Origin of the sequence: Xanthomonas vasicola (assembly GCF_000772705.2) — a bacterium.
Classification (GTDB): Bacteria; Pseudomonadota; Gammaproteobacteria; order Xanthomonadales; family Xanthomonadaceae; genus Xanthomonas; species Xanthomonas vasicola.
Genome location: NZ_JSBW02000027.1, coordinates 154,090 through 176,760, shown reverse-complemented (window position 1 = coordinate 176,760; position 22,671 = coordinate 154,090). Strand labels below are relative to the sequence as shown.

At 64.1% G+C, this 22,671-nt stretch carries 20 protein-coding genes, 1 other RNA gene and 1 pseudogene; 12 read left to right on the top strand and 10 right to left on the bottom strand.

What is annotated here, in order from left to right; genetic code table 11:
• Positions 1 to 164: 164 nt before the first annotated feature.
• The 3 genes from NX05_RS24760 to NX05_RS06255 all read left to right on the top strand — a co-directional run bounded on the left by NX05_RS24760 (position 165) and on the right by NX05_RS06255 (position 2,115).
• Positions 165 to 503 (top strand): hypothetical protein, encoded by a 339-nt coding sequence (locus NX05_RS24760; protein ID WP_230597820.1) that lies wholly within the window; start codon positions 165 to 167, stop codon positions 501 to 503.
• A 108-nt stretch (positions 504 to 611) separates the two neighbouring features.
• Entirely contained in the window at positions 612 to 1,334 is a 723-nt protein-coding gene (locus tag NX05_RS06260; RefSeq protein WP_039433571.1) for a S8 family serine peptidase, read from the top strand.
• A gap of 67 nt (positions 1,335 to 1,401) precedes the next feature.
• Positions 1,402 to 2,115, top strand: a complete 714-nt coding sequence (locus NX05_RS06255) for a hypothetical protein (protein WP_039433574.1) — start codon at positions 1,402 to 1,404, stop codon at positions 2,113 to 2,115.
• A gap of 441 nt (positions 2,116 to 2,556) precedes the next feature.
• Here NX05_RS06255 and NX05_RS06250 read toward each other — a convergent pair whose 3' ends face one another.
• Positions 2,557 to 4,731, bottom strand: a complete 2,175-nt coding sequence (locus NX05_RS06250) for a M3 family metallopeptidase (RefSeq protein WP_039433577.1) — start codon at positions 4,729 to 4,731, stop codon at positions 2,557 to 2,559.
• A 240-nt stretch (positions 4,732 to 4,971) separates the two neighbouring features.
• Here NX05_RS06250 and NX05_RS06245 point away from each other — a divergent pair, with 240 nt between their 5' ends.
• Positions 4,972 to 5,457 (top strand): glutathione peroxidase, encoded by a 486-nt coding sequence (locus NX05_RS06245; RefSeq protein ID WP_010380308.1) that lies wholly within the window; start codon positions 4,972 to 4,974, stop codon positions 5,455 to 5,457.
• A 160-nt stretch (positions 5,458 to 5,617) separates the two neighbouring features.
• On the opposite strand, the gene NX05_RS06240 is transcribed toward NX05_RS06245, so the two are convergent.
• Together NX05_RS06240 and NX05_RS06235 are read right to left on the bottom strand one after the other, a co-directional pair.
• The gene (locus NX05_RS06240; protein WP_010366270.1) at positions 5,618 to 6,397 is read right to left on the bottom strand and encodes a ferredoxin--NADP reductase; all 780 of its coding nucleotides are present in this window, start codon (positions 6,395 to 6,397) and stop codon (positions 5,618 to 5,620) included.
• A gap of 200 nt (positions 6,398 to 6,597) precedes the next feature.
• Positions 6,598 to 8,478 (bottom strand): ABC transporter ATP-binding protein, encoded by a 1,881-nt coding sequence (locus tag NX05_RS06235; RefSeq protein ID WP_039433878.1) that lies wholly within the window; start codon positions 8,476 to 8,478, stop codon positions 6,598 to 6,600.
• A gap of 288 nt (positions 8,479 to 8,766) precedes the next feature.
• Between NX05_RS06235 and NX05_RS06230 the strand changes: the two genes are divergently transcribed.
• Complete coding sequence (locus NX05_RS06230; RefSeq protein ID WP_017118768.1) at positions 8,767 to 10,284, top strand: fumarate hydratase; 1,518 nt, start codon at positions 8,767 to 8,769, stop codon at positions 10,282 to 10,284.
• 4 nt (positions 10,285 to 10,288) lie between these two features.
• On the opposite strand, the gene NX05_RS21940 is transcribed toward NX05_RS06230, so the two are convergent.
• A non-coding RNA gene (locus NX05_RS21940) (sX9 sRNA) lies at positions 10,289 to 10,363 on the bottom strand.
• 77 nt (positions 10,364 to 10,440) lie between these two features.
• On the opposite strand from NX05_RS21940, the gene NX05_RS06225 reads away from it, so the two are divergent.
• Positions 10,441 to 11,076 (top strand): glutathione S-transferase family protein, encoded by a 636-nt coding sequence (locus NX05_RS06225; protein ID WP_010366273.1) that lies wholly within the window; start codon positions 10,441 to 10,443, stop codon positions 11,074 to 11,076.
• A gap of 186 nt (positions 11,077 to 11,262) precedes the next feature.
• Positions 11,263 to 11,898, top strand: a pseudogene (locus tag NX05_RS06220) (carbonic anhydrase).
• Between the two features lie 237 nt (positions 11,899 to 12,135).
• Here the strand turns inward: NX05_RS06220 and NX05_RS06215 are convergent.
• A complete protein-coding gene (locus NX05_RS06215) occupies positions 12,136 to 13,269 on the bottom strand; it encodes a phospholipase A (RefSeq protein ID WP_039433581.1) in 1,134 nt (377 codons plus the stop codon).
• Between the two features lie 256 nt (positions 13,270 to 13,525).
• The gene (locus NX05_RS06210; protein ID WP_039433584.1) at positions 13,526 to 14,011 is read right to left on the bottom strand and encodes a DUF456 domain-containing protein; all 486 of its coding nucleotides are present in this window, start codon (positions 14,009 to 14,011) and stop codon (positions 13,526 to 13,528) included.
• Positions 14,012 to 14,239: 228 nt separating this feature from the next.
• On the opposite strand from NX05_RS06210, the gene NX05_RS06205 reads away from it, so the two are divergent.
• Positions 14,240 to 14,455 carry a cold-shock protein gene (locus tag NX05_RS06205; protein ID WP_003483561.1) on the top strand — a complete coding sequence of 72 codons (216 nt, stop codon included), beginning with the start codon at positions 14,240 to 14,242 and terminating at the stop codon, positions 14,453 to 14,455.
• Between the two features lie 249 nt (positions 14,456 to 14,704).
• On the opposite strand, the gene NX05_RS06200 is transcribed toward NX05_RS06205, so the two are convergent.
• Together NX05_RS06200 and NX05_RS06195 are read right to left on the bottom strand one after the other, a co-directional pair.
• Positions 14,705 to 15,187: a glycine zipper 2TM domain-containing protein gene (locus NX05_RS06200; RefSeq protein ID WP_010366283.1), complete on the bottom strand. Its 483-nt coding sequence runs from the start codon at positions 15,185 to 15,187 to the stop codon at positions 14,705 to 14,707.
• Positions 15,188 to 15,319: 132 nt separating this feature from the next.
• Positions 15,320 to 15,748, bottom strand: a complete 429-nt coding sequence (locus NX05_RS06195; protein WP_039433587.1) for a hypothetical protein — start codon at positions 15,746 to 15,748, stop codon at positions 15,320 to 15,322.
• Positions 15,749 to 15,821: 73 nt separating this feature from the next.
• Between NX05_RS06195 and NX05_RS06190 the strand changes: the two genes are divergently transcribed.
• Positions 15,822 to 16,652, top strand: a complete 831-nt coding sequence (locus NX05_RS06190) for a tRNA threonylcarbamoyladenosine dehydratase (protein ID WP_039433590.1) — start codon at positions 15,822 to 15,824, stop codon at positions 16,650 to 16,652.
• A gap of 61 nt (positions 16,653 to 16,713) precedes the next feature.
• Here NX05_RS06190 and NX05_RS06185 read toward each other — a convergent pair whose 3' ends face one another.
• Together NX05_RS06185 and NX05_RS06180 are read right to left on the bottom strand one after the other, a co-directional pair.
• Positions 16,714 to 17,481 carry a TatD family hydrolase gene (locus NX05_RS06185; protein WP_039433593.1) on the bottom strand — a complete coding sequence of 256 codons (768 nt, stop codon included), beginning with the start codon at positions 17,479 to 17,481 and terminating at the stop codon, positions 16,714 to 16,716.
• The gene (locus tag NX05_RS06180) at positions 17,481 to 17,696 is read right to left on the bottom strand and encodes a DUF6116 family protein (protein WP_010366290.1); all 216 of its coding nucleotides are present in this window, start codon (positions 17,694 to 17,696) and stop codon (positions 17,481 to 17,483) included. The genes NX05_RS06185 and NX05_RS06180 overlap by 1 nt, the downstream gene beginning before the upstream one ends.
• 145 nt (positions 17,697 to 17,841) lie before the next feature.
• On the opposite strand from NX05_RS06180, the gene NX05_RS06175 reads away from it, so the two are divergent.
• From NX05_RS06175 to NX05_RS06165, 3 genes are all read left to right on the top strand, one after another.
• The gene (locus NX05_RS06175) at positions 17,842 to 18,633 is read left to right on the top strand and encodes a glycine zipper 2TM domain-containing protein (protein WP_010366292.1); all 792 of its coding nucleotides are present in this window, start codon (positions 17,842 to 17,844) and stop codon (positions 18,631 to 18,633) included.
• Between the two features lie 145 nt (positions 18,634 to 18,778).
• Positions 18,779 to 19,954: an acyl-CoA dehydrogenase family protein gene (locus NX05_RS06170; RefSeq protein ID WP_010380292.1), complete on the top strand. Its 1,176-nt coding sequence runs from the start codon at positions 18,779 to 18,781 to the stop codon at positions 19,952 to 19,954.
• Positions 19,955 to 20,034: 80 nt separating this feature from the next.
• The gene (locus NX05_RS06165) at positions 20,035 to 22,578 is read left to right on the top strand and encodes a DUF3857 domain-containing transglutaminase family protein (RefSeq protein ID WP_039433881.1); all 2,544 of its coding nucleotides are present in this window, start codon (positions 20,035 to 20,037) and stop codon (positions 22,576 to 22,578) included.
• The last annotated feature ends 93 nt before the right edge of the window (positions 22,579 to 22,671 follow it).

The following is a 22,671-nucleotide window of genomic DNA, read 5'->3' as shown; positions in this document are numbered from 1 at the left end:
TGCGAGGCGTGATTAGTGTGGCATGGCGTGCAACAACAACCATGGTGGGGTAGGCGATCGCAAGAATCCGGGCAATGCGCTGGTGCTGGCTTGCAATACTGGCCTTCGGCCAGCCGGTGTCGGCGCAACTTGCGTTGCCCTCTGTCGGGGGCCTGGCGAATGACGTGACGCAAGCCGTACCACCGCTGTCGGCTGCGCCGGATCGCGTGGTGCAGCAAGCGCAGGGCGATTTGCGGCAGTTGCGCAGGCTGCGCCTGGATGCGCTTGTGCGTGCGCAGCCGCGCGATCTGGATCGCGATGCCGATGGCGCGATCGTGATGCGTGGTCAGATCGTGGCGTTGGCGCCGAGTCCAGCGGCCTTGCAGACAGCGCAGACCGCGGGTTTCGTCGTCGCAGAACAACGCGGCTTCGATGCGCTTGGGTTGCGCGTGGTGGTGTTGCGCGCACCGCCGGGTCTGGCAACGCAACAGGCGATGCAGCGGCTGCGCCAGCTCGACCCGTAGGGCGAATATGTCTACAACCATCTCTATAGCGAGTCCCTGGCCGGCGCGGCGTCTGCTGCACAGGCGCCCCCGGTTCCAGCTCAGGCCGATGCAGCGGCAAGGTTTCGGGTGGGACTGATCGATAGCGGTGTCGACGCGGCGCATCCTGCGCTGGCCGGTGTGCAGGTCCGGCGCTGGGGGTGTGACGGAGAGGCGCCCGCTCAGCTCCACGGCATTGCGGTGGCATCGCTGTTGGCCGGACGCGCGGTCACGCATGGTCCCATCGCGCGCACCTTATATGCGGCCGATCTGTATTGCGGGAAATCCAGCGACGGTGCAGCGGTCGAACTGGTCGCTGCGTGGGCCTGGATGGCGCTGCAAGATGTTGCGGTGATCGATATCAGCCTGGTCGGCGCACCGAACCGGCTGCTGGAACGTGCGGTGGCAGCACTCGTGGCACGCGGTCATGTGCTGGTGGCGGCTGTCGGCAATGATGGACCGGCGGCTCCGCCGCTGTATCCGGCCTCCTATCCCGGTGTGATCGGCGTGACCGCAGTCGACACGCGGCTGCGTGTCCTGCCAGAGGCCGGGCGCGGTTCTCAGGTGGCCTTTGCCGCGGTCGGCGACGTCATTGCTGCCGCGCCGCAAGCGCAGTGGAAACGGCAGCGCGGCACCTCTCTCGCTGCGCCGTTGGTGGCGCGGATCGCGGCGCAATCCCTGGCGCAGCCGCGGCTTTGGGGTCAGCGGCGTAGACACGGTGTACGGCTACGGTGTGCTGGGCGAAGAGCTCCCACTGCAGCGGGCGCCGGGGCGGTGAATGCTTCCTGTCTACGTACGGTCACGGCGGTATGAACGCTTGCGTTCGGTTCGTATGCTTGGGTGAGGCCGCAGATTGTCTGCGGCAGCGGAGGAGATAGCGATGAAGAACAAGACCTTGATCTCCAGTACGGTGATGGTTGCGGTGTTGGCGCTGGGCCCCGGCCTGGCTGGCGCGCAGGCGCTCGGCGGTGCCGGTGGACTCACCGGGGCGGTGGGTGGCACGGTCGGTGGGGTGGGCGGTGCGACGCTTGGCGGTAACGTGGGCGGCGCGGGCACCCTGGACGCAGGGTCTACGCTCGAACACGGGCAGCGCGCGATCGATGCGCAGTCGCGGCATGTGCGTGGCGCAGCGCAGCGCACCGCCGCGCGCGGTGCCGCCGCCGCCTCGGCGACGAAGGATGCGGCCGGCGATGCCGCCATGGGTGCGAAGACCATGACCGAGACCACAGCAGCCAGTGGAGTAGCGACAGCGCGTAACACCGCGCAGATGGCACGTAGCGGCGCGAACCGTGCGGTGGGCAGCGCGCAGACCGCCGCCGCTGCGACCGGGTCGGCGGGCATGCAGACGGTGCAAGGAGCCGCTGCCTCCAGTCGTGCCGGCACGCTAAGTACTCCGGCGCTGAGCGGCAGTGGCGCAGCTGGCGGCAGCGCATCGCACACCGCTAACGCCAACCTGAGCCCGTCGTCGGCACGGGTGTCGGGCGGGGCCGGCGCATACGGGTCCGGTGCTGTGCAGGGCGGGAATGGCCAGGGCAATGCCAGCGGTTCGGTTGGTGCTGGCGTCGATGCCAGCGCCTCGGGCCAGGGGCAGTGACCTGACCTGATGCATCCGCGCGAATAGATGCGCGCTAGTGAGTGCAGAGAAGTTCAACGGCGTCCGGATCACCGGGCGCCGTTGTTGTTTGTGTAGAGCGTCAATGATCGACATGCCATTGAGTGAACGCACTGGGCGTGTCAATTGCACCTGCGCCGATGGCAGTCCGGCATCCATGCCTGCCATGCCGACATGCCGCATCAGCGCATCACTGCGGGAGTCGCTGTTGTCCGCACTTCGGGTGCCTTCCATGCGTAGCAGAAGATCGTTTCGGCAAACTCTGCGATCAAACGCGGTCTGGGAATGCTGGGGCGGTGCACTGCATGCGATGGGTGGCATCTACACGCAAGCATTGTGTGCAGCCCTCTCCCACAGGCGGGAGAGAGCGCACGGGTTGATAGCGGGCCAGCGAACAATGCGTCATCACCCGCGATAATGCGCTTAGCGTTTTGGCGTTTCCGCTGTCTCGGTCAGGCCACGCTTTTCGAGCAGTGGCTCGATCTGCGGCGCATGCCCGGCGAAGTTCTGGAATAGCTCCATCGCATCCACGCTACCACCGCGCGAGAGCAGCGTATTGCGAAAACGATCGCCATTGGCGCGGCTCAGGCCGCCGTGTTGCTTGAACCACTGCTGGGTATTGGCGTCCAGCACTTCCGACCAGATGTAAGCGTAATAGCCCGCCGCGTAACCGCCCATGATGTGGCTGAAATACGGGGTCTTGTAGCGCGGCGGCACCGGTGCATAGGCAATGCCGTCCTGCTGCAGCGCCTTGGCTTCGAATGCCATCACGCCAGCGGCGTCGGGCACTTGGTTGGCGCTAACCTGATGCCAGTTCTGATCCAGCATTGCCGCACCCAGATACTCGGTGGTGGCAAAGCCTTGATTGAACTTGGACGCGGCAATCACCTTGTCCAACAATGACTGCGGCATCGGTGAGCCGTTCTGATAATGCTTGGCGTAGTTCTTCAGAATGGACGGCTCGTCAGCCCACATTTCGTTGACCTGCGAGGGGAACTCGACGAAGTCGCGCGGCACGCTGGTGCCGGAGAAATACGGGTATTTGACGTCGGAGAACATGCCATGCAGTGCGTGCCCGAACTCATGGAACATGGTGGTGACTTCATCCCAGGTCAGCAGCGTCGGCTGGCCAACCGGCGGCTTGGGAATGTTGAGGTGATTGGCCACCACTGGTTTGAAACCGGTCAGCTCCGACTGCGAGACGTACGAGTTCATCCATGCGCCACCGCGCTTGGATTCGCGCGCATACATGTCGGCGATGAAGATCGCCAGCTGCTTGCCGTCGGCATCAAACACGTCGTAGACGGTGATGTCGTCGCGGTAGGTCGGCAGGTCGGTACGCTGCTTGAAGGTCAGGCCGTATTCCTGATTGGCCGCATAAAACACGCCGTTTTCAAGCACGTTCTTCAACTCGAAGTACGGCTTGAGCTGCGATTCGTCGAAGTTGTACTTGGCCTGGCGCACCTTCTCGCTGTAGTACGCCCAATCCCAGGCTTCGAGTTTGAAGGTCGGCTTGCGAGCGGCTTTCTGTTCCTTGTCGATCATCGCCTGCAGATCGGCTGCTTCGCGCTTGGCGTTGGCCACTGCGGCCGGTGCCAGTTTGCCCAGCATCGCGTTGACCGCTTCAGGCGTCTTGGCGGTCTGGTTTTCCAGCGAATACGCCGCGTATGTCGGGAAGCCGAGCAGCTTGGCCTTGTCGGCACGCAGCTTCATGATGCGCGCCACCAGCGCGGTGTTGTCGTACTGGCCGCCGTGGCTGCCGCGCGATACCGAGGCGTCGTAGATCTTCTTGCGCAGCTCGCGATTCTTCAGCTGGGTCAGCGGCGGTTGGCCGGTGGTATTGAGCAGCGCGATGACGTATTTGCCGTCGAGCTTGCGTGCCTTGGCGGCTTCGGCGGCAGCGGCAATCTGCTCCTCCGACAAACCATCCAACTGCTTGACGTCATCGACAACGACTGCGGCGGCATTCACTTCGGCCAGCACGTTCTGGCTGAAGGTGGTACCTAGGTTCGCCAGCTCGGCGTTCATCGCCTTGAGCGTGGTCTTGTCGGCGTCGGAGAGCTTGGCGCCGTCACGCACGAAGTCGCTGTAGTACTTCTCGACCAGGCGCACGCCTTGCGCGTCCAGCCCCAGCTTGGCGCGTTGGTCGTACAAGGACTGGATACGCACGAACAGCTTGCCGTTGAGCGAAATCGCATCGCGGTGCGCTGCAAACTTGGCCGAGTAGTCGGCCTGCAGCTTCTTGCGTGCGTCGTTGGTGTCTGCGCCCACCAGATTGAAGAACACCGTGGTGGCGCGGTCGAGCGTGGCGCCGCTCTTTTCCAGCGCGACGATGGTGTTGTCGAAGCTCGGCTTGGCTTTTTGATTTGCGATCTTTTCCACTTCCTTCAATTGCTCGGCCATGCCGGCATCGAAGGCAGGTGCGAAATCGCTGTCCTTGATCTTGTCGAACTGCGGGTAGTGCAGCGGCAGCGTGCTGTCGGCAAAGAAGGGGTTGGCTTGGGTGGCGGCCTGCGTGGCGGCGGGTGCGGCGATGCTGTAGGACGGCATGGCGAGTCCCAGGGAAGCGGCCAGGGCAAAAGCGAGACGGGTGGTCAAGAGCGTTGCTCCAAAGTGCGAGCCGCGGAGGCTAACCCAGCCAGGCGGGACAGGCGTGTGACAAAAGGCATGGCGGCAAGGTCACAGTGCGGCCAATTGGCGAATGTCGTTGAGCGAAGGGGCGAGCGCGACCGTATAGCCGGCGGCAATGGGTACGGCTGCCGAGCATGCAGGACGACGGCAGTGCTGCACGCCGACAGCTGCGCTACGCTGGCGTCCCTGTGAACAACCGAGCCCGGCATGAGCGATCTCTCCACGTTTGAATTCACTGACCTTGAGGGTCGCACGCAGACGATGCGCGACTACGCCGGCAAGGTGCTGCTGGTGGTGAATGTGGCATCCAAATGCGGTTTTACGCCGCAGTACGCCGGTTTGCAGGCTTTATGGCAACGCTATCGCGAGCGTGGGCTGGTGGTGATCGGATTCCCGTGCGATCAGTTCGGGCATCAGGAGCCGGGCGATGCGGCGCAGATCCGTCAATTCTGCTCGCTCGACTATGCGGTGGACTTTCCGCTGGCGGAAAAAATCGAGGTCAACGGCAGCGGTGCGCATCCGCTATGGCAATGGCTCAAGCACGAACAGCGCGGCGTGCTCGGATCCGAAGCGATCAAGTGGAATTTCACCAAATTTCTGATCGGCCGCGACGGCACGGTGTTGGAGCGTTATGCGCCGACCACCAAGCCCGAAGCGTTGGCCGCGGATATCGAACGCGCGCTGGACGCATGACATTGCAGGGCGTGTTGGTCAGACGTAGGAGCGCGCCTGGGTGCGATGAGGTGTTACCGGGAATGCTTCATCGCGCCCAGGGGCGCTCCTGGGACGCACGTGCTGGAGATGCGGTCTACGTAAAACGCCGCACCATCGCTGGCGTTTCATGCGCGGTGCATCACTTCTCGACGAACGCACGCTCGAACACGTAATGCCCGGGCGTACCGATGCGCGGCGACGTCTGGAAACCGCGGCTATCCAGCAGAGTGCGCAGGTCGGCCAGCATTTGCGGGCTGCCGCAGATCATGAAACGGTCGTTGGCCGGATCCAGCGTCGGCAACCCAAGTGTCTGCTGCATGCGGCCATCGGCCATCAGCTCGGTCAAACGGCCTTGATTGGCGAAGTCTTCGCGCGTGACCGCCGGGTAGTACAGCAATTTCTCGCGCAGCAAGTCGCCTAGGAATTCATGCTGCGGCAACTCGCGTTCGAAGTAATCGCGGTAGGCCAGATCCTGCACAAACCGCACGCCCTGGGTGAGGATCACCTTGTCGAAGCGCTCGTAGGTTTCCGGGTCCTTGATGATCGACAGCCATGGCGCCAGACCGGTACCGGTACCCAGCAGATACAGATTGCGTCCAGGGTGCAGGTCGCTGATCAACAGCGTGCCGGTGGGCTTCTTGCCGACCAATACCTTGTCGCCGGGCTGGATGTGCTGCAGCCGCGAGGTCAGCGGTCCGTCCGGCACCTTGATGCTGAAGAACTCCAGATGTTCTTCCCAATTGGCGCTGGCGATCGAATACGCGCGCAGCAACGGACGCGTTTCGGTTTCCAGCCCGATCATCACGAACTGGCCGTTTTCGAAACGGAAACCGGCATCGCGGGTCGTGGTGAAGCTGAAGTAGGCATCGGTCCAATGACGGACCTCAAGCACCGTTTCGGCGCCGAAAGCGGAAGACATACCGATAAGTTCGTGGGAGGAGTACCGGTCAATTCTACCTCAAGCTGGCCAAATGAGATGAAATCTCATTTGGGTGCCGCGATTTGGGAGTCGGGATTGGGATTCGCAAAAAGCGGATCCTTGGGGTCTGAACGGTATGGGGCTAACGGGTGCGTTGTGGCTCAAGCCAATCCCCACTCCCGAATGCCCAATCCCCAAAATCACCGATACCCCGCAGCCTGCAGCTCGAACAGCTCCGCGTAGCGCCCGCCCTGCGCCATCAGCTCTTCGTGGGTGCCGTTGGCTTCGATGCGGCCTGCTGCCAGCACCAGGATGCGGTCGGCCATGCGCACGCTGGAGAAGCGGTGCGAGATCAGCACGGCGGTGCGGTTGTCCGACAATTCCTTGAAGCGCTGGAATACCTCGAATTCGCTGCGCGCGTCCAGTGCGGCGGTGGGCTCGTCCAGGATCATCAGCTGCGCATCGCGCATGTAGGCGCGCGCGATGGCGATCTTCTGCCATTGCCCACCGGACAGATCTACGCTGTTTTTGAAACGGCGTCCCACCAGTTGGTTGTAACCGTCCGGCAGGCTGTCGATCAGCTCGCCGGCCATCGCGCGCCGCGCGGCGGCGTGGATGCGCGGCGCATCGTCCATTGCATCGACCTGGCCGACGCCGATGTTCTCGCCCACGCTCAGGTGATAGCGCACAAAGTCCTGAAAAATCACGCCCAGATTGGCGCGCAGATCGTCCAGATCGTAATCGCGCAGGTCGTGGCCATCGAGCAGGATGCGCCCTTCATCGGGGTCGTACAGACGCGCCAGCAGCTTGACCAGTGTGGTCTTGCCGGCGCCGTTTTCGCCGACCAGCGCCAGCACTTCGCCGGCGCGCAATTCGAAATCCAGATGCCGCACCGTCCACTGTTCGGCATCCGGATAACGAAAGCCCACATCTTCGAACACGAAGCCCTGGCGAATCGGGCGGGGCACCGGCAGCGCGTTCGGGCGCGAGCGGATTTCCGGCACGATGTTGAAGAACGAATACAGATCGTCCAGATATAGCGCCTGGCCCGCGACCTGCGAAAAACCAATCAACAAGCCTTCCAGCAACTGCCGCAAGCGCAGGAAGCTGCCGGCCAGAAAGGTCAGGTCGCCGATGCTGAAATCGCCGCGCACGGTACGCCAGGCGATGTAGCCGTAGGCCATGTAATAGCCCAACGTACCCAGCGCGGCCAGCAGCGCGCCCCATAACGCACGCTTGCGTGCCAGCGCGCGGTTGGCCTGGAAAAACTTGTTGGCCAGCCGGCGATAGCGCGCGATCAGGAACCGATGCAGGTTGAGGATTTTGACTTCCTTGGCCGTCTCCACGCTGGCGCCGACCTGGCGCAGGTAATCCAGCTGCCGCCGCTCCGGCGTCCACTGGAAATTGAGCGAATACCCCAGCGCATTGAAGTGCGCCTCGCCGATGAAGGCTGGAATCAGCGCGACCGCCAGCAGCACGATCAACCACGGCGCATAGACCACCAGGCCCACCGCCAGGCTGACCACGGTGATGGCATCCTGCACCTGGCCGAACAGCTGGCTCATCAGGTTCATACGGTTCATGGTCTGGCGCCGCGCACGATCCAGCTTGTCCTGCCGATCGGGGTCTTCGAAATCCTCCAGATCCAGCTGCGCGGCGTGTTCCATCAGGCGCACGCTGGCGGCGTTGTTGAACAGCTCCGACAGCAGTGCATCGGCATAGCCGACCAATCGCCCGAGCAGGTCCGAGCCGATCGCCAGCGCCAGTTCCAGCGCCAGCAATTCCAGCAAGCGGTTCAGGCGGCCACTGCCCAGCGCCTGCGCGAAGGACTCGAACGCCGGCGGTTGGCCGACCAGGTGGATCGCCTCGTCGATGATCAATTTGCCGATGTACAGCGTCGCCACCGGCATCAGCGCGCGCAGCACGCGCAAGCCGATGCTGCTGGCACTCAGCCAGCGGCTGGTCTGCCAGATCTGGCGCAGGAACGGCGGGAGATTACGCAGCGCATCCAGGCGCTCGCGCAGGGTGGGGCCGGTACGGGGAGCGGCAGGCGCAGTGGCGCCGGAACGGGAAGCTGACATCGCGCTAGTGTGCCGCGCCCGGCGTGGGCGCGCGGTGTTGGACAACGGATAAGGGGCAGGGTCGGATGCGTGCTTGCCCATCGGGGCGCCGGGCGTAGCCCCAGCCGCTGCACCGGCAGCGGTGAACGGATTCTTCGCCTGCCACCCGGCGACACCGGCGCAGCAGTGCATCGCCGCCAGGGCAATATCTCGCCCAGCTCAATCGCAGCGATAGACGCCGCGCCCGGACGCGCCTGCTGTTTGCTCTAAAATGCCCGGATTGCACCCCCGCCAGCCGTAGAGCCAGCCGTGACCTCGATCAAGCAGGAAGACCTCATCCAGTCCGTCGCCGATGCGCTGCAGTACATCAGCTACTACCACCCGGTCGACTACATCAAGAATCTGTCCGCCGCCTATGAGCGCGAAGAATCGCCGGCCGCCAAGGACGCCATCGCGCAGATCCTGATCAATTCGCGCATGTGCGCTGAAGGCCACCGCCCGATCTGCCAGGACACCGGCATCGTCACCGTGTTCTTGGAAATCGGCATGCAGGTGCGCTGGGACGACGCCACGATGGGCGTGGAAGACATGGTCAACGAAGGCGTGCGCCGCGCCTACAACCACCCCGACAACAAGCTGCGCGCCAGCGTGCTGGCCGACCCGGCCGGCAAGCGCACCAACACCCGCGACAACACGCCGGCAGTGGTCAACACCAAGATCGTGCCGGGCGACCACGTCGAGGTGATCGTGGCGGCCAAGGGCGGTGGTTCGGAGGCCAAGAGCAAGTTCGCCATGCTCAACCCGTCCGATTCCATCGTCGATTGGGTGCTCAAGACCGTGCCGACCATGGGCGCCGGCTGGTGCCCGCCGGGCATGCTCGGTATCGGTATCGGCGGTACTGCCGAAAAGGCGATGCTGCTGGCCAAGGAGGCGCTGATGGAGCCGATCGACATCGTCGACCTGCAGGCGCGTGGCGCCTCCAATCGCGCCGAAGAGCTGCGGCTTGAGCTGTATGAAAAGGTCAACGCGCTCGGCATCGGTGCGCAAGGCCTGGGTGGCCTGACCACGGTGCTGGACATCAAGGTCAAGGATTACCCGACCCATGCCGCCAATCTGCCGGTGGCGTTGATTCCCAACTGTGCGGCGACCCGCCACGCACACTTCACCCTGGACGGCAGCGGCCCGGTAATGCTGGATCCGCCGTCGCTGGAAGACTGGCCCAAGCTCACTTACAACCCGACCAATGCACGCCGGGTGGATCTGGACACCATCACCCGCGAAGCAGTCGCCAGCTTCAAGCCGGGGGAGGTGATTCTGCTCAACGGCAAGCTGCTGACCGGCCGCGATGCCGCGCACAAGCGCATGATCGACATGCTCAACCGTGGCGAAACGCTGCCGGTGGATTTCACCAATCGCTTCATCTACTACGTCGGTCCGGTCGACCCGGTGCGCGATGAAGTGGTCGGCCCTGCCGGCCCGACGACCGCCACGCGCATGGACAAGTTCACCCGCCAGATGTTGGAGCAGACCGGCCTGCTGGGCATGGTCGGCAAGTCCGAGCGCGGCGATGCGGCCATCGATGCGATCCGCGACAACAAGGCCGTGTACCTGATGGCAGTCGGCGGTTCGGCCTACCTGGTGTCCAAGGCAATCAAGGCCGCTCGCGTACTCGCGTTCGAAGACCTCGGCATGGAGGCGATCTACGAATTCGAGGTCAAGGACATGCCGGTCACCGTGGCGGTGGATTCCACCGGCGAGTCGGTGCACAAGACCGGCCCGCGGCTGTGGCAGTCGCGCATCGGCAAGATTCCGGTGGTAGTGGAATAAGCGCGGCTAGCAACACGTAGCGCGCAGTCGTCAGGCGGCATGGACGACGCACATTAATCGCAGTGCACGAATGGGATATGTCGGCTCAGCGCATCAGCCGCCTCTACCGGGCGGCTGTGTAGTAGGTTTGGTACGCGCTCACACTCAGGAATCTGCATGGCGACGACGCTTTACCACACCCCCAGCACCGCAGCGTTCGTGGTGCATTGGCTGCTGATCGAACTGGATGTGCCGCACGAGCTGCACCCGCTTGATTTCGAGCGCGGCGAGCACAAATCGCCGCAGTATCTGGCGATCAATCCCGCCGGCGTGGTGCCCACCCTGTTACTGGATGGGCACGTGCTCACCGAGGCTGCGGCCATCGCGCTCCAGCTGGCCGATCTGCATCCACAGGCAAAGCTGGCCCCCGCGCTCGGCACACCCGAGCGTGCGGCGTACTACAAATGGATGTTCTTCTGCGCCAACACCTTGCAGCCGGCGTACCGCGCCTGGTTCTACCCGAGCGAGCCGGCCGGTGCCGAGCATGCCGAGGCTGCGCAGGTTCAAGCCCGCCGCAAACTCGAAGCGGCCTGGACCCAAGTCGATGCGCATCTGCAGGCCCATGGTCCGTATCTGCTCGGGCACACCGTGTCGGCGGCCGATTTCATGTTGACCATGCTGATGCGCTGGTCGCGCAACATGCCACGCCCGACCGATACCTGGCCGGCGCTGCAGGCACATGCAACGTTGATGAAGGCGCGCCCAGCTTTTCAGGAAACCTATCGCCGCGAAGGCCTGACGGACTGGACCTGAGCCCGCGTCGCGGACTGCGTCCTCCTGTTTGCAGAATCTCGACTTGGGTCATTCTGCTGCGTTCGCCGCCGATTAGGATCGCCATACCAACCAGAGAGCAGGAGCTCGTCCATGTCGCATTCCGCATCGCGTCGAAAATTGCTGCAATGCAGCTGTTGCGCGCCGATCGCGGCCGCTGCCGCTTCCCTGCCGTTCGCGTTGCGTGCGGCGCCGTCCAGAAAACCGATCTGAATGCCGAGCAGGCGCTACAGATCCTGCGCGACGGCAACACCGCGTTCGTCGAAAACCGCCCCAAGAAGGTGATCTCCGACAGCAAGCGCCGTCTGGAACTTGCGCTGGGCCAGACCCCGTTCCTCATCCCAGTGTCGTGTTCGGATTCCCGGGTGCCGCCGAATTGCTGTTCGGTCGCGGCCTGGGCGAGATGTTCGTCGTCCGCAACGCCGGCAATACCGTCGACACCACGGCGCTGGGCTCGATCGAATATGCGGTCAGCCAACTCGGCGTGCCACTGGCCGTTGTGATGGGCCACGAAAGCTGCGGTGCGGTGGTGGCGGTTTCGGTGGTGGAGCAGAACACGTTCTTCCCCGGCGCGATGGCTCCATGATCGAGCCCATCGTCCCGGCCGTGCTGACAGCAAAGGCCAAAGGCGGCGCCAACTTGCTGGCTGATTCGGTCAAAGCCAACGTCAAGCGCACCGTCGACCGCCTGCGCCCTGCATCCGAACCTGCCCTGCTCGAACCCGAACCGTTGCGCGCTGGCGAAGTGCATGTGGTCGCGTATTACACCCTGCAGGACGGCAAAGTAGATTTCTTCGACGTCTGAGTCGGACTGCAGAAGCCGCGGCGACAGTGATGTTGACGGAGCTGGGCAAGCAAAGTGCTTGCAATACGGTTGTAAGTAAAAAAGCCGGCATGCGCACATGCCGGCTTTTTCTTGGATTAACTCGGGGCAATTTTTCGATGAAGTCCATCGCCCGATTTGCCGGGCGCCTGGCGCATGCGATAGATCAGCAGTATCAGTGCCCGCCTGACGACTGCTCAGTAGCGTTGCTGCATGCGCTTAGAACCACTCCAGCAACGACACGCCCAGGCCGACGTAAGTTGCCTTGTGGTTGTAGTCGATCATGCTTTCGCCGTAGCCATCGAACACTTGCACATGGCCGCGCAATAGGTTGGTGATCGGGAAGCCGTAATCCAGCTGCACCGAGCCATGCGAGCGGTCGCCGCCACGCAGCGAATGGCGTGCGATCAGCGCGAATTCGTGGCCATCCTTGTTGTACACCAGCGTTGCATCGCCGCGGCCCATGTAATCCTCGATATCGGGATTGTTGTCGTCGGCGCGGTCTTCCTTGATGCGGAACCACGGGCGCAGTGTCAGGGCCCAGTTCTCGCGATCCAGGCCGAAGTTCAGGATGACCCGGTTCCAGGAGCGCGACAGCGGGTCGGCACGCCCATTGGACATGTGATTCAGGCTGATGCCGCTCATGCGGCCCTTCCAGCCGAAGATGCTGTAACTGTTGCGGAACACCAGCATCGCTTCGGGCTCGTAATTGGTCTCGCGAAACGGGCGCGACGCATCGGCGTTGTAGGCCTGCCAGCGCGAGCTCTGGGTGTAGCCCATCCAGATATCGCCGTTGTCGCCGAACAGATCCTCGACCACCTTGGTCTTGAAGCTGAGCTGGAACTTCAGCTCGGTGCTGTCCAGTTGCTGCGGCGTGTTGACCGAGTTGGCCGGATTCGGCGACTGCGGGGTGCGGTTGGTGTCGCTGGTCCAGAACGCCGGCAACAGATACACCGGCTTGTAGCCACGCAGCTGGAAGGTGCCAAGTTTGGAGTCCTTGGCCAGTTCCCAACGGCGATCCAGCAACGAGCCGCGGCCGGCATTGGCCACCGCTTCTTCTTTCGGTTGGTCCTGGCCGTCGGCGCGGAAGAAATCGCCGACCCGGCTGATCGCACGCGTATCGTCGGACTTGGCTTCCTTCTGCTTGGCCAATTGCGCGGCGGCATCCGCCTCCGCGGTTAGCTGCGGTGTATTGCCCAGCGCCTTGTCGTAACAAGCCAAACGCGCGGCATCGGAGCTCACCGAGGTGCAGGCTTGCGGCGAGGCCGGCTGGGGTGCGATTTCCTGCGCCTGGGCCAATGGCGCAGCGGCCAGGGCGATGAGCATCAATGGGCGGGTGCGGTGCTTGGACATGAGCAGTCTGGCCGAGGTAAAGGCGCCAGGCAGGCGCAGAGACACGTAGCTTAACGGTCGCGTCTGCATGCGCAGTGTGTACACGGTGGCCTAACATCCGATCAGGTCGTTTCGCCAGGGCGGTCCTTGCAGTTCCTTGGGGAGGCGCGTGCGCGTCCGGCAAGCGCCTGGGATGCAGGTCAGCCGGATGACCTGCTCGGTTACTGCGCTCATCCTCGACGGAAACCGTGTGCCACCGCCAGGCCATTCGGAAGCCCTAGAAAAACCAGCCGATGGCAAATACGCCGAGCATGCACAGACCCAGCGCCAGCTTGGTGGCGGTGCCAAGCATGATGCCCACCCAGGTGCCGATGCCGACCTTGGTGGCCTGGCCGGTCTTGCGCGTCTGGTAGTACTCGCCGATCCATGCGCCAGCGAACGGACCGACAAACAGCCCGATCGGCATGAAGAAAATGCCGGCAATGCCGCCGATCACCGAGCCCCACAACGCCATCTTGCTGGCGCCCACGCGCTGCGCCCCGTAGAGCGTGGCCAAGAAGTCGATGAGAAACGAAAGCGCGGTGATCAGCCCCAAAACGACCAGCGTGACCCAGCCGACGTGGGTGAAGTGGTCGGCCCACGCCGCGACCAGCAGACCGGCAAACACCAGTGGCAAGCCCGGCAGGGTCGGCAGAATTACGCCCGCAAGGCCGATCAGCACCAGTGCTGCAGCCAGAAGGTAGTAAACGACGGTGGTGTCCATGATGGTTTGGAAATGTCCTATTTCAGGCTTGACAGAAAGGTGCAAAAGGTGCTTGAAAATTGGTTTGGTGCGGGTTAAGTTGCAGCCGCTGTTGTTTGCAAAGGTCACCGTGAATCGTGGCCTGATGCGGTAGATCGTCCGATCCGCTACATCCTTGTACCTCGCTTCCTCCTTGCAATCACAGCCACCACCGCCAGTCCATCACAGTGTCGTAGGGAGTCAGTCGAGATGTCCAACATCGAACGCGAGAATGGTGTCGTGAAGTGGTTCAACGATGCCAAGGGTTTTGGATTCATTAGCCGCGAAAATGGCGAAGACGTCTTCGTCCATTTCCGTGCGATCCAGATCCAGGGCTTCAAGAGCCTCAAGGAGGGTCAGAAGGTCAGCTTCACGGTCGTGCAAGGCCAGAAGGGCCTGCAGGCCGACGCAGTGCAGGTGGTCTGAGTCCACCCCCTGCGCAAGGCGCATCACGCAGACAGCAGAAAGGCCCGTGATCGGGCCTTTCTGTTTTTGCGGTTTTATCTTGTCGCCGCACTCAGCCTGTATGGCGAAGTGAGCTTCCGATGCGGCCACGAGGGGCGCTTGAGATCAGCTTGCCTAGGTCATGTCGGGCAAGACGCTTAGCTGGTTTCTGGCACGCGTCGTGTCTGCCGGCGATGCGGCAGCGATACCGCATTCGCACACACGCATGGATCAGCGCAGCACGACCTTGCCGTTGACCACGCGCACATACGCGTTTTCTTGCACGCCGGCCAGGTCGCGCTGGTTCACTACGATCACGCGGCCGTCGTCCATGCGCACCTGCACGTCGAAGCTGGAGCTGGTGACGTTGTTCTGGATCGCGTTACCCGCCAGCGCACCGGCCGCAGCGCCGGCGACCGCCGAGACGTTCTTGTTACCCGTGCTGCCGCCGGTGTCCTTGGAAATCTGGCGGCCGGCGACGGCGCCCACAATGCCGCCGAGGACCGCGCCGGCGCCGGTGGGCGCAGAGCGGGTCGGGGCAACTTCGTCGATCCGGGTCACGATGCCGCAATCCACGCAGCGCTGGCTCTGCTGCGAATACCCCTGGTCGTAACCGCGGTCGCCGCGATAGCTGCCGTACTGGGGCTGAGAGGTGGCGCAGCCAACCAGGGTCGCGGTTGCAGCCAGGCCAATGACAAGCAGTCGGGTCTTCATGAGGTCTCTCCGGGGTGGTTCGAGAAGGCGGACAGGGCCGCGGCGACGTCATCCTGTGATGGTCCAGGTGAACGGTCTGCCAACTGGTTCACCGCAGGCTTAACGAAGCCCGAGCGCCGTATTCATCAAACCTCAGCGAAAGTCGCGATGACAGGCCTCGCAGGCATCGGAAATGCGTGTGTGCATCTGGCCCATCGCTTTGCAATCGGCCAGCGGCACGCGCTGCGCCTGACCCAGCACGGCGCGCAGTGCGCGTGCGTGCTCGCCGAAGCGACGGTCTTCGCCAATGCCGGGAAATGCCGGCTCGACCTCGTCGGCCAGCAGGCGTAGCGATTGCAGTCGTCGCTGTTGCAGCGCCGGCGTGCAGGAAGCACCTGTGTCGTGTCGCAGCGCGCGTAACTGGTAGGCCATGACCTGCATCAGGCTGTCGGGCACCGGGTCGCGCCGCGCCTGCAGCGCGTTAGCCACCATGGCGGTGGCGACCAGCCCGATCAGCACGCCCAGCACCAGCATGAGGGCGTAACGGGCCGCGCGGGATTGGTTGGGAGGCGGGGTCTGCATCGGTGGCTCCTGGGACGCAACGTTCGTCGCGGCGGCGTGGGCGCGCCTTTGGCGAGGCGCGTAAAATGGGCCGATGAAAGCACAATGGCGTGAACGCTTTGCCGGTATCGACCGGCTGTATGGAGTCGGCACGGTCGAGCGCTTGTCGGCGTGCCGCGTGGCCGTGGTCGGGATGGGCGGCGTGGGCTCGTGGGTGGTCGAAGCGCTGGCGCGCACCGGGGTGGGACACATCCGCCTGATCGATGCCGATGATCTGTGTGTTTCCAATACCAACCGGCAGTTGCCGGCACTGGCCGGGCAGTACGGGCGCAACAAGGCGCGCGCAATGGCCGAGCGCTGCGTGGCAATCAACCCGGACATCGAAGCCGATGCGGTGGAGGCGTTTCTGACCTCCGGCAATATCGAAACGCTGCTGGGCGAGGGCTTCGATCTGGTGATCGATGCCTGCGACAGTTTCCGGGTCAAGGTAGAAACCATTGCCTGGTGTCGGCGGCGCAAATTGCCGCTGTTGACCGTGGGCGCGGCTGGCGGGCGCACCGATCCGACCCTGGTGCGCGTGCGCGACGTCTCGCGCACCGAGCACGATGCAATGCTGGCGCTGATCCGCAAGAAGCTGCGCAGTGAATTCAATTTCCCGAAGAATCCGCAGCGCTACTTCGGTGTGCCGGCGGTGTATTCGCTGGAAAACGTCAAATACCCACAGGCCGATGGCAGCGTCTGCGGCATCCGCCCGCAGCTCGATGCCGATGCCACGCTCAAGTTGGATTGCGGGGCAGGGCTGGGCGCGGCCACGCATATCACCGGAACCTTCGCATTCGTGGCGGTGGGCAAGGCGTTGGAGATGCTGCTCAAGCCCAAGGCTGCAGTGTCGACTTCGTCGGTTGAGGCGGTCGCCGCCTCCTAATGTCGCGTGTGCATTGCGCGGTCGCCTTGATTACGCGGCGGCAGTGACGCACCTGCTCCGCTCAGTGCGGTAAGCCGAACAAGCTGCGCGCGTTAGCGGTGGTTTGCGCAGCGATGTGCGCGGGATCTTCGCCACGCAGTTCGGCGATGCAGTCCAGCACCGTGCGCAGGTATGCCGGTTCGTTGCGTTGGCCGCGGATGCTGGCGTCGGGCTGATCGGGCGCGTCGGTTTCCAGCAGCAGATGTTGCAGCGGCATGCTCGCCACCAGCCCGCGCAGGCGATTGGCGCGTTGGTAGGTCACCGGGCCGCCAAGGCCAATCATGAAATCCAGTTTCCACAACTGTTGCGCTTGCTCTGGGCTGCCGGCAAAGCTATGCACCACGCCGCGCAGGCCACCCACCACCTTGATGCGGGCAATGACCTCCTCGGTGGCGCGGCGCGCATGCACGATCAGCGGCAGGTCGAAGCGCTTGGCCAGCTGCAACTGGCCGTCGAAGTAGTCGCGCTGGGTCTGCGCATCCAGCCCGTCGACAAAAAAATCTAGTCCGCACTCGCCGATCGCGCAGGGGCGCTCGCGGTCGATCCACTCGGCCAGCAGCTCCAGATGCTCAGGGCGGTGTTGGTCCAGAAACAGCGGATGCAGGCCGTAGGCAGGGTAGAGGCCGCGCGCCTGGGTGCAGACCGCGCGTAAGCCCGGCCAGCTGGCAGCGGTAATCGCCGGCACCACTTGCTGGATGACTCCGGCGGCCTGCGCGCGCGCGATCACCGCTGCCCGGTCGTGGTCGAATTCGCCGGCGTCTAGATGGCAATGGCTGTCGATCAACTGCATCAGTCGCGGCGCACCGGTGCCGGCAGTGGGGCCTTGCGAGTTTTCCAGTTGGCCAACAGCAGCGTGGTCAGGCCGAACAGCAATTCGTCCAGGAACGGGATTGGGTCTGGCATCACCAGATCCACCAAAAACAGCGCGGCGGCCAGCTTGAACAAAGTGGGGTAGCGCAGCTTGCTGGCCCAATCCAGGGCGCGTGCGGTGAGTGGATTTCGCATGCGAATGCTCCGGCTGTTAGAGATGCATGAAGTAACCGCTAGCTGAACTTAACCGTCGTGTTCATGAGCGAGGGTGTTTTCGTTCAGGGTTCCCGTGCTGGAATCACGGCCGTCAACAACGCGGTGCGTCCGCAGGGAGCTGGTTATGAAGAGCAATACGACAACTATACTGGTCGCTGCTGGTGCCTTGTTGGTCGGAGGCGTGGCCACTGCCGCTTTCATGAATAACCGTCCGTCGTCCGGCGACTTTGTGGCCAATGGCCAGCCGGCGCCGCGTGGCCTGGAATATGCCGACGTGGTCAATGTGGCCCCGATCAGCCAGCGTGAGCCGCAATATGCGCAGGTGATCAACAGCAACGCCATCCGCGAAACCACCACCAGCACCTCGCCGCGCCAAGTGTGCCGCGATGTGGTGGTGCAGGAACGTCTGCCGGAGCGTGACGGCAATGTCGGCGGCACTGTGGTCGGTGCAGTCATTGGTGGCCTGCTCGGCAACCAGGTGGGCGGCGGCAACGGCCGCAAGCTGGCAACCGCTGCAGGCGCCGTGGGTGGTGGCTTCATCGGTAACCGCATTGACCGCGACCACGTCGGTGGCCGCGTGGTCGATCGCACCGAGCGTCAGTGCCACACCGAAAATGCCAATTCGCAGTCCTCGCGTGTGGTCGGCTACGACGTGACCTACCGCAATGCCGATGGCACCACCGGCACCATGCGCATGGACAGCAAGCCGGGCGAGCGCATTTCGCTAGGCGATGCCGACAACGTGGTTGCCTATGACGTCACCTACCGCTACGACGGTTTCGAAAAGACCGTGCGCATGAACGACAAGCCGACGAGCGACCGTCTGCCGGTGGTCGATGGTCAGCTGGTGACGCAGATGGCATCGACGGCCGGCGATTCCAACATGCGTCAGGACAGCATGAGCACTCGTCAGTAACGGGCAAACCGAAGCGTGGCGCGAGTAGCGCAGTGGTGAGAAAAGAGCCGGCATTGCCGGCTCTTTTCATTTGTGCCATTCCCGTGCCGGCTGGCAGCACGATGTTCGGCCGGCAACTGGCAGATAATCGCGTCTTACGCTTGCGATGGAAGCCAACATGCCGGTACGCCCTGATGACCTGTTCGACGTACGCGCGCTGCTCACCGACGAAGAGCGGGCGGTGCAGGAGGCGGTAGCGCGTTTTACCGATACGCGGGTAGTGCCGGCGATCGGCGATGCCTTCGATGCTGGGCGCTTCCCGCGCGAGTGGATTCCGGAACTGGCGCAACTGGGCTTGCTGGGCGCCAGCCTGCCGGTGCGCGACGGCGATGCGGGCCTTGGTGCGGTCTCCTACGGATTGATTTGCCAGGAACTGGAGCGCGGCGACAGCGGGCTGCGCAGCTTCGTCAGCGTGCAGTCTTCGTTGTGCATGTATCCCATCCACGCCTATGGCAGCGACGAACAGCGGCAGCGCTGGCTGCCGGAGATGGCGGCCGGCCGGGTGATCGGCTGCTTCGGCCTGAGCGAGGCGCAGGGCGGGTCGGATCCCGCCGCGATGACGACGCGCGCGGTGCGCGAGGGCGACGGCTGGCGCTTGAATGGCGCCAAGATGTGGATCACCAACGGTAGCATCGCCGGGCTGGCGATCATCTGGGCGCACACCGACGATGGCGTGCGTGGCTTTCTGGTCGAGACCTACAGCCCCGGCTTCAGCGCGCAGGACATCAGCCATAAGATGAGCCTGCGCGCATCAGTCACTTCGGCCCTGTTCCTGGATAATGTCTTCGTGCCGGAGCAGATGCGGTTGCCGGAGGCGGCTGGTTTGAAGGCGCCGCTGAGTTGCCTCAACCAGGCGCGCTACGGCATCGCCTGGGGCGCGATCGGCGCGGCGGTGGCCTGCCTGCGCGAGGCGCTGTCCTATGCCGGCGAGCGCATCCTGTTCGGCCGGCCGCTGGCGGCCACGCAGAGTGCGCAGATCAAACTGGCCGACATGGCGCGGCGGATTTCCACCGCCCAGCTACTCGCCTTGCAGCTCGGCCGCTTGAAGGAAGCCGGTACGCTGCGGCCGGAACAGATCTCACTGGCAAAATGGAACAATTGCCGCATGGCGCTGGATGTGGCGCGCGAATGCCGCGACCTGCTGGGCGCGGCCGGCATCACCACCGAGCATGTGGCGATCCGGCATGCGCTGAATCTGGAATCGGTGATCACCTACGAGGGCACCGAAACCGTGCATCAGTTGGTGGTGGGGCGTGCGCTGACAGGACTCAATGCGTTTTGACGAGGAGTGGGTGATTGATCAGCAAGGACGTGATGCGACGCCTGCGCGGCGTCTTTTGGAGCGTGTGTTCGCTCGCCGGCATGGCAATTGCGCCAGCGCAGGCCAACGAAGCGCCACGCATGGCGCCGACGCCGGTGTGGGTGGTGGCCGATGCCGTGCCCGACAACGTGCCTGGCGCCACCGGGCTGCGCTATGAGCTGGTGTCCGACCAGGTCGATCTGACCGGCCGCGTGCCGCAGGCCTACCGCCGGCTCAGTTACACCGTGCAGCGTGCCAAAAGCCTGGAGGAAGCCGGGCAGATTTCCATCGATTACCAGCCGCAGTATCAGCAGCTGGAACTCAACAGCCTGGATGTCTGGCGCGCCGGCAAGCGCATCGATATGCGCACCTCGGCGCATTACGCCAAATTGCGGCGCGAAAGCGGCCTGGAGAACGGCTTGATCGATGGCGCGCTGACGCTGTCGATCACCTTGCCGGACCTGCGCGTGGGCGACCGGGTCGACTACGGTGTGACCATCAGCGGCAGCAATCCAGTGTTCGGCAAAGGCTATTACGACGTGTTCGAAGCGCGCTACGGCGTGCCGCTGGGCGAGCGCCGGGTGCGGGTGCGCTATCCCTCCCGCATGGCGTTGCAGTGGCGGATCAGCGCGCCGGGTTTTGGCCGTAACGTGCGCACGGTTGATGGCGTGACACTGTTGAACATCGGCGCGAGCAACATCGCGGCGGTGCAGGAGGAAAAAGACGCGCCGGACGATCTCGACCCTTACGGTTTGATTGAAGTGTCCAGCGCCGGCAGTTGGGGCGCGGTGGCTGCCTGGGCGGCGCAGCTGTATCCGGAGGCGTTCAAGGACGCGCAAGTGGCCGCCAGGATGGTGCAGAGCCTGAAATTGCGCAGCGACGACCCGCAAGGTGCACTGCTGCGCGCCGTGGCGTTCGTGCAGGGCGAGATCCGCTACGTCGGCCTGGACATGGGCGAAAACTCGCACGCCCCGCACGCGCCCGAAGTGACGCTGCGTAACCGCTACGGCGACTGCAAGGACAAGGCGACGCTGCTGATCGCACTGCTGCAATTGGCCGGCATCCGTGCCGAGCCGGTGCTGGTCAACAGCGACCAGGGCCACGGGCTGGAGAAGCGGCTGCCCAGTCCGTACGCCTTCGATCATGTGGTGGTGCGCGCGCATCTGCCGCAGGGCGAGGTGTGGGTGGATGCCACACGCGACCGCGAGGACGGTCCGTTGGCGCAACGCCGGCCGCTGCCTTTCGTGCGCGGCTTGCCGGTGATGGCAGGGCAGGACAGCTTGGTCGAAGTGCCAGCGCCGATGCCTGCGTTGCCGCAAATCGAAGTGAACGAAGACATCACCATTTCGCTGCGCAAGCCGCAGCGCTGGGCGAGCTTCACCGTGGATACCCTCTATCGCCAGGGCCGCGCCGAGCGTGTCGCCAGCAGCTTCGACGACGATGGTGCGCAGACGGTGGGCGAGCACTATCTGGAATTCATGCAGCAGTACTACACCGCGCTGACGCAGGTGAGCGTGCCGAGCATCGATGATGCCGACCCGCTGAATGTGCGCACGCACGAGGCCTACCGGCTGGAATGGCCGGCGAACGAGGGCGATGAACTGGGCTTCCCATTGTTCCAGCTCGGCGAGTGGATGGATGCGCTACCGAAGCAGGCGCGTAAAGGTCCGCTGGCGCTGGGCGGCCCGCGGCTGGCGCGGCAGACCGTGCGCGTGCACAGCGACCCGGCGACGCAGGTAGAAGCGGACACGCAAGTGGTTGCCAACCCGTGGTTCCGCTTTTCGCGCAGCATCGCGATGCGCGACGGCAAGCTGGTCATCGTGGGCGAATGGCAGCGCTTCACCGACCGCATTCCGGCCAACGGCGTGGCGCGTGCTGCGGCCGACATGGAATGCGCGCGCGACCTGTTGTACTTCAATCACGATCTCAAGCCGCAGCGACGCGCCCAGCCGCCCGACTGGCGCGCGCTCAGCTACCCGCTGGCCGGTTTGATCGCCCTGGTGGTGCTGCTGGTGGCGTGCCTGCTCTGGTGGCGCGGCGGTGGGCTGGGCGAAATCATGTTCGATCCTTATGCCACGGTGACGCGGATGCCGCAGCACGCCGGGCTGCGGTGGAGCACCTGGGCCGTGTTCGCGACGACCACGCTGTTGTCGGCATGGGTGTGGCTGCACGCGTTGCCGTGGTGGGCCAAGGCCGGTGGCGTCATCGTGGTCGTGGCAATCGCCGTGCTGGGATGCGTGCTGCTCAAGCTGATCTTGCGCTGGATGGGCAGCGGCACGCGCCTCACGCACGTGTTGCCGGCCATGGCGGGCTGCGCTTTGCCGTGGCTGGTGTGCCTGCTGGCAGCCGTGGTCGCGCTTAAGGGTCAAGTGGCGTTGCTGCGCACCGGCGCGACCGATCCGGCCGGCATGGCGCAATTGGCGACATGCATCTTGCTGCTGATGCTGGGCGCGCTGTGGTGTTCGGTCTGTGCAGTGCAGGCGGTGGCTGCCGCCAGTGGCTGTGCGCGTCCGCGCGCATTCGGTGCATGGGCGCTGACGGTGGCGGCACTGGGCATCCTGATCGCCGTCTTGAGTGTGCCGGTGGCGGTGCTGGCATTCGCCTGAACGGGTTGGCGCGACAGCGCGTGCACGGCCCGGCGGCGGCAGCGCACGCAAGCGTGACATCGGCGTGCCGCCGCTGTGTGCAGGGCTTTGCAA

What these genes read in the sequence shown, in the direction of transcription:
- NX05_RS06255 (WP_039433574.1), top strand. Translation starts at nt 1,402, where the DNA reads ATGAAGAACAAGACCTTGATCTCCAGTACGGTGATGGTTGCGGTGTTG.
- NX05_RS06245 (WP_010380308.1), top strand. Translation starts at nt 4,972, where the DNA reads ATGAGCGATCTCTCCACGTTTGAATTCACTGACCTTGAGGGTCGCACG.
- NX05_RS06240 (WP_010366270.1), bottom strand. Translation starts at nt 6,397, where the DNA reads ATGTCTTCCGCTTTCGGCGCCGAAACGGTGCTTGAGGTCCGTCATTGG.
- NX05_RS06235 (WP_039433878.1), bottom strand. Translation starts at nt 8,478, where the DNA reads ATGTCAGCTTCCCGTTCCGGCGCCACTGCGCCTGCCGCTCCCCGTACC.
- NX05_RS06225 (WP_010366273.1), top strand. Translation starts at nt 10,441, where the DNA reads ATGGCGACGACGCTTTACCACACCCCCAGCACCGCAGCGTTCGTGGTG.
- NX05_RS06215 (WP_039433581.1), bottom strand. Translation starts at nt 13,269, where the DNA reads ATGTCCAAGCACCGCACCCGCCCATTGATGCTCATCGCCCTGGCCGCT.
- NX05_RS06210 (WP_039433584.1), bottom strand. Translation starts at nt 14,011, where the DNA reads ATGGACACCACCGTCGTTTACTACCTTCTGGCTGCAGCACTGGTGCTG.
- NX05_RS06205 (WP_003483561.1), top strand. Translation starts at nt 14,240, where the DNA reads ATGTCCAACATCGAACGCGAGAATGGTGTCGTGAAGTGGTTCAACGAT.
- NX05_RS06200 (WP_010366283.1), bottom strand. Translation starts at nt 15,187, where the DNA reads ATGAAGACCCGACTGCTTGTCATTGGCCTGGCTGCAACCGCGACCCTG.
- NX05_RS06195 (WP_039433587.1), bottom strand. Translation starts at nt 15,748, where the DNA reads ATGCAGACCCCGCCTCCCAACCAATCCCGCGCGGCCCGTTACGCCCTC.
- NX05_RS06190 (WP_039433590.1), top strand. Translation starts at nt 15,822, where the DNA reads ATGAAAGCACAATGGCGTGAACGCTTTGCCGGTATCGACCGGCTGTAT.
- NX05_RS06185 (WP_039433593.1), bottom strand. Translation starts at nt 17,481, where the DNA reads ATGCAGTTGATCGACAGCCATTGCCATCTAGACGCCGGCGAATTCGAC.
- NX05_RS06180 (WP_010366290.1), bottom strand. Translation starts at nt 17,696, where the DNA reads ATGCGAAATCCACTCACCGCACGCGCCCTGGATTGGGCCAGCAAGCTG.
- NX05_RS06175 (WP_010366292.1), top strand. Translation starts at nt 17,842, where the DNA reads ATGAAGAGCAATACGACAACTATACTGGTCGCTGCTGGTGCCTTGTTG.
- NX05_RS06170 (WP_010380292.1), top strand. Translation starts at nt 18,779, where the DNA reads ATGGAAGCCAACATGCCGGTACGCCCTGATGACCTGTTCGACGTACGC.
- NX05_RS06165 (WP_039433881.1), top strand. Translation starts at nt 20,035, where the DNA reads ATGGCAATTGCGCCAGCGCAGGCCAACGAAGCGCCACGCATGGCGCCG.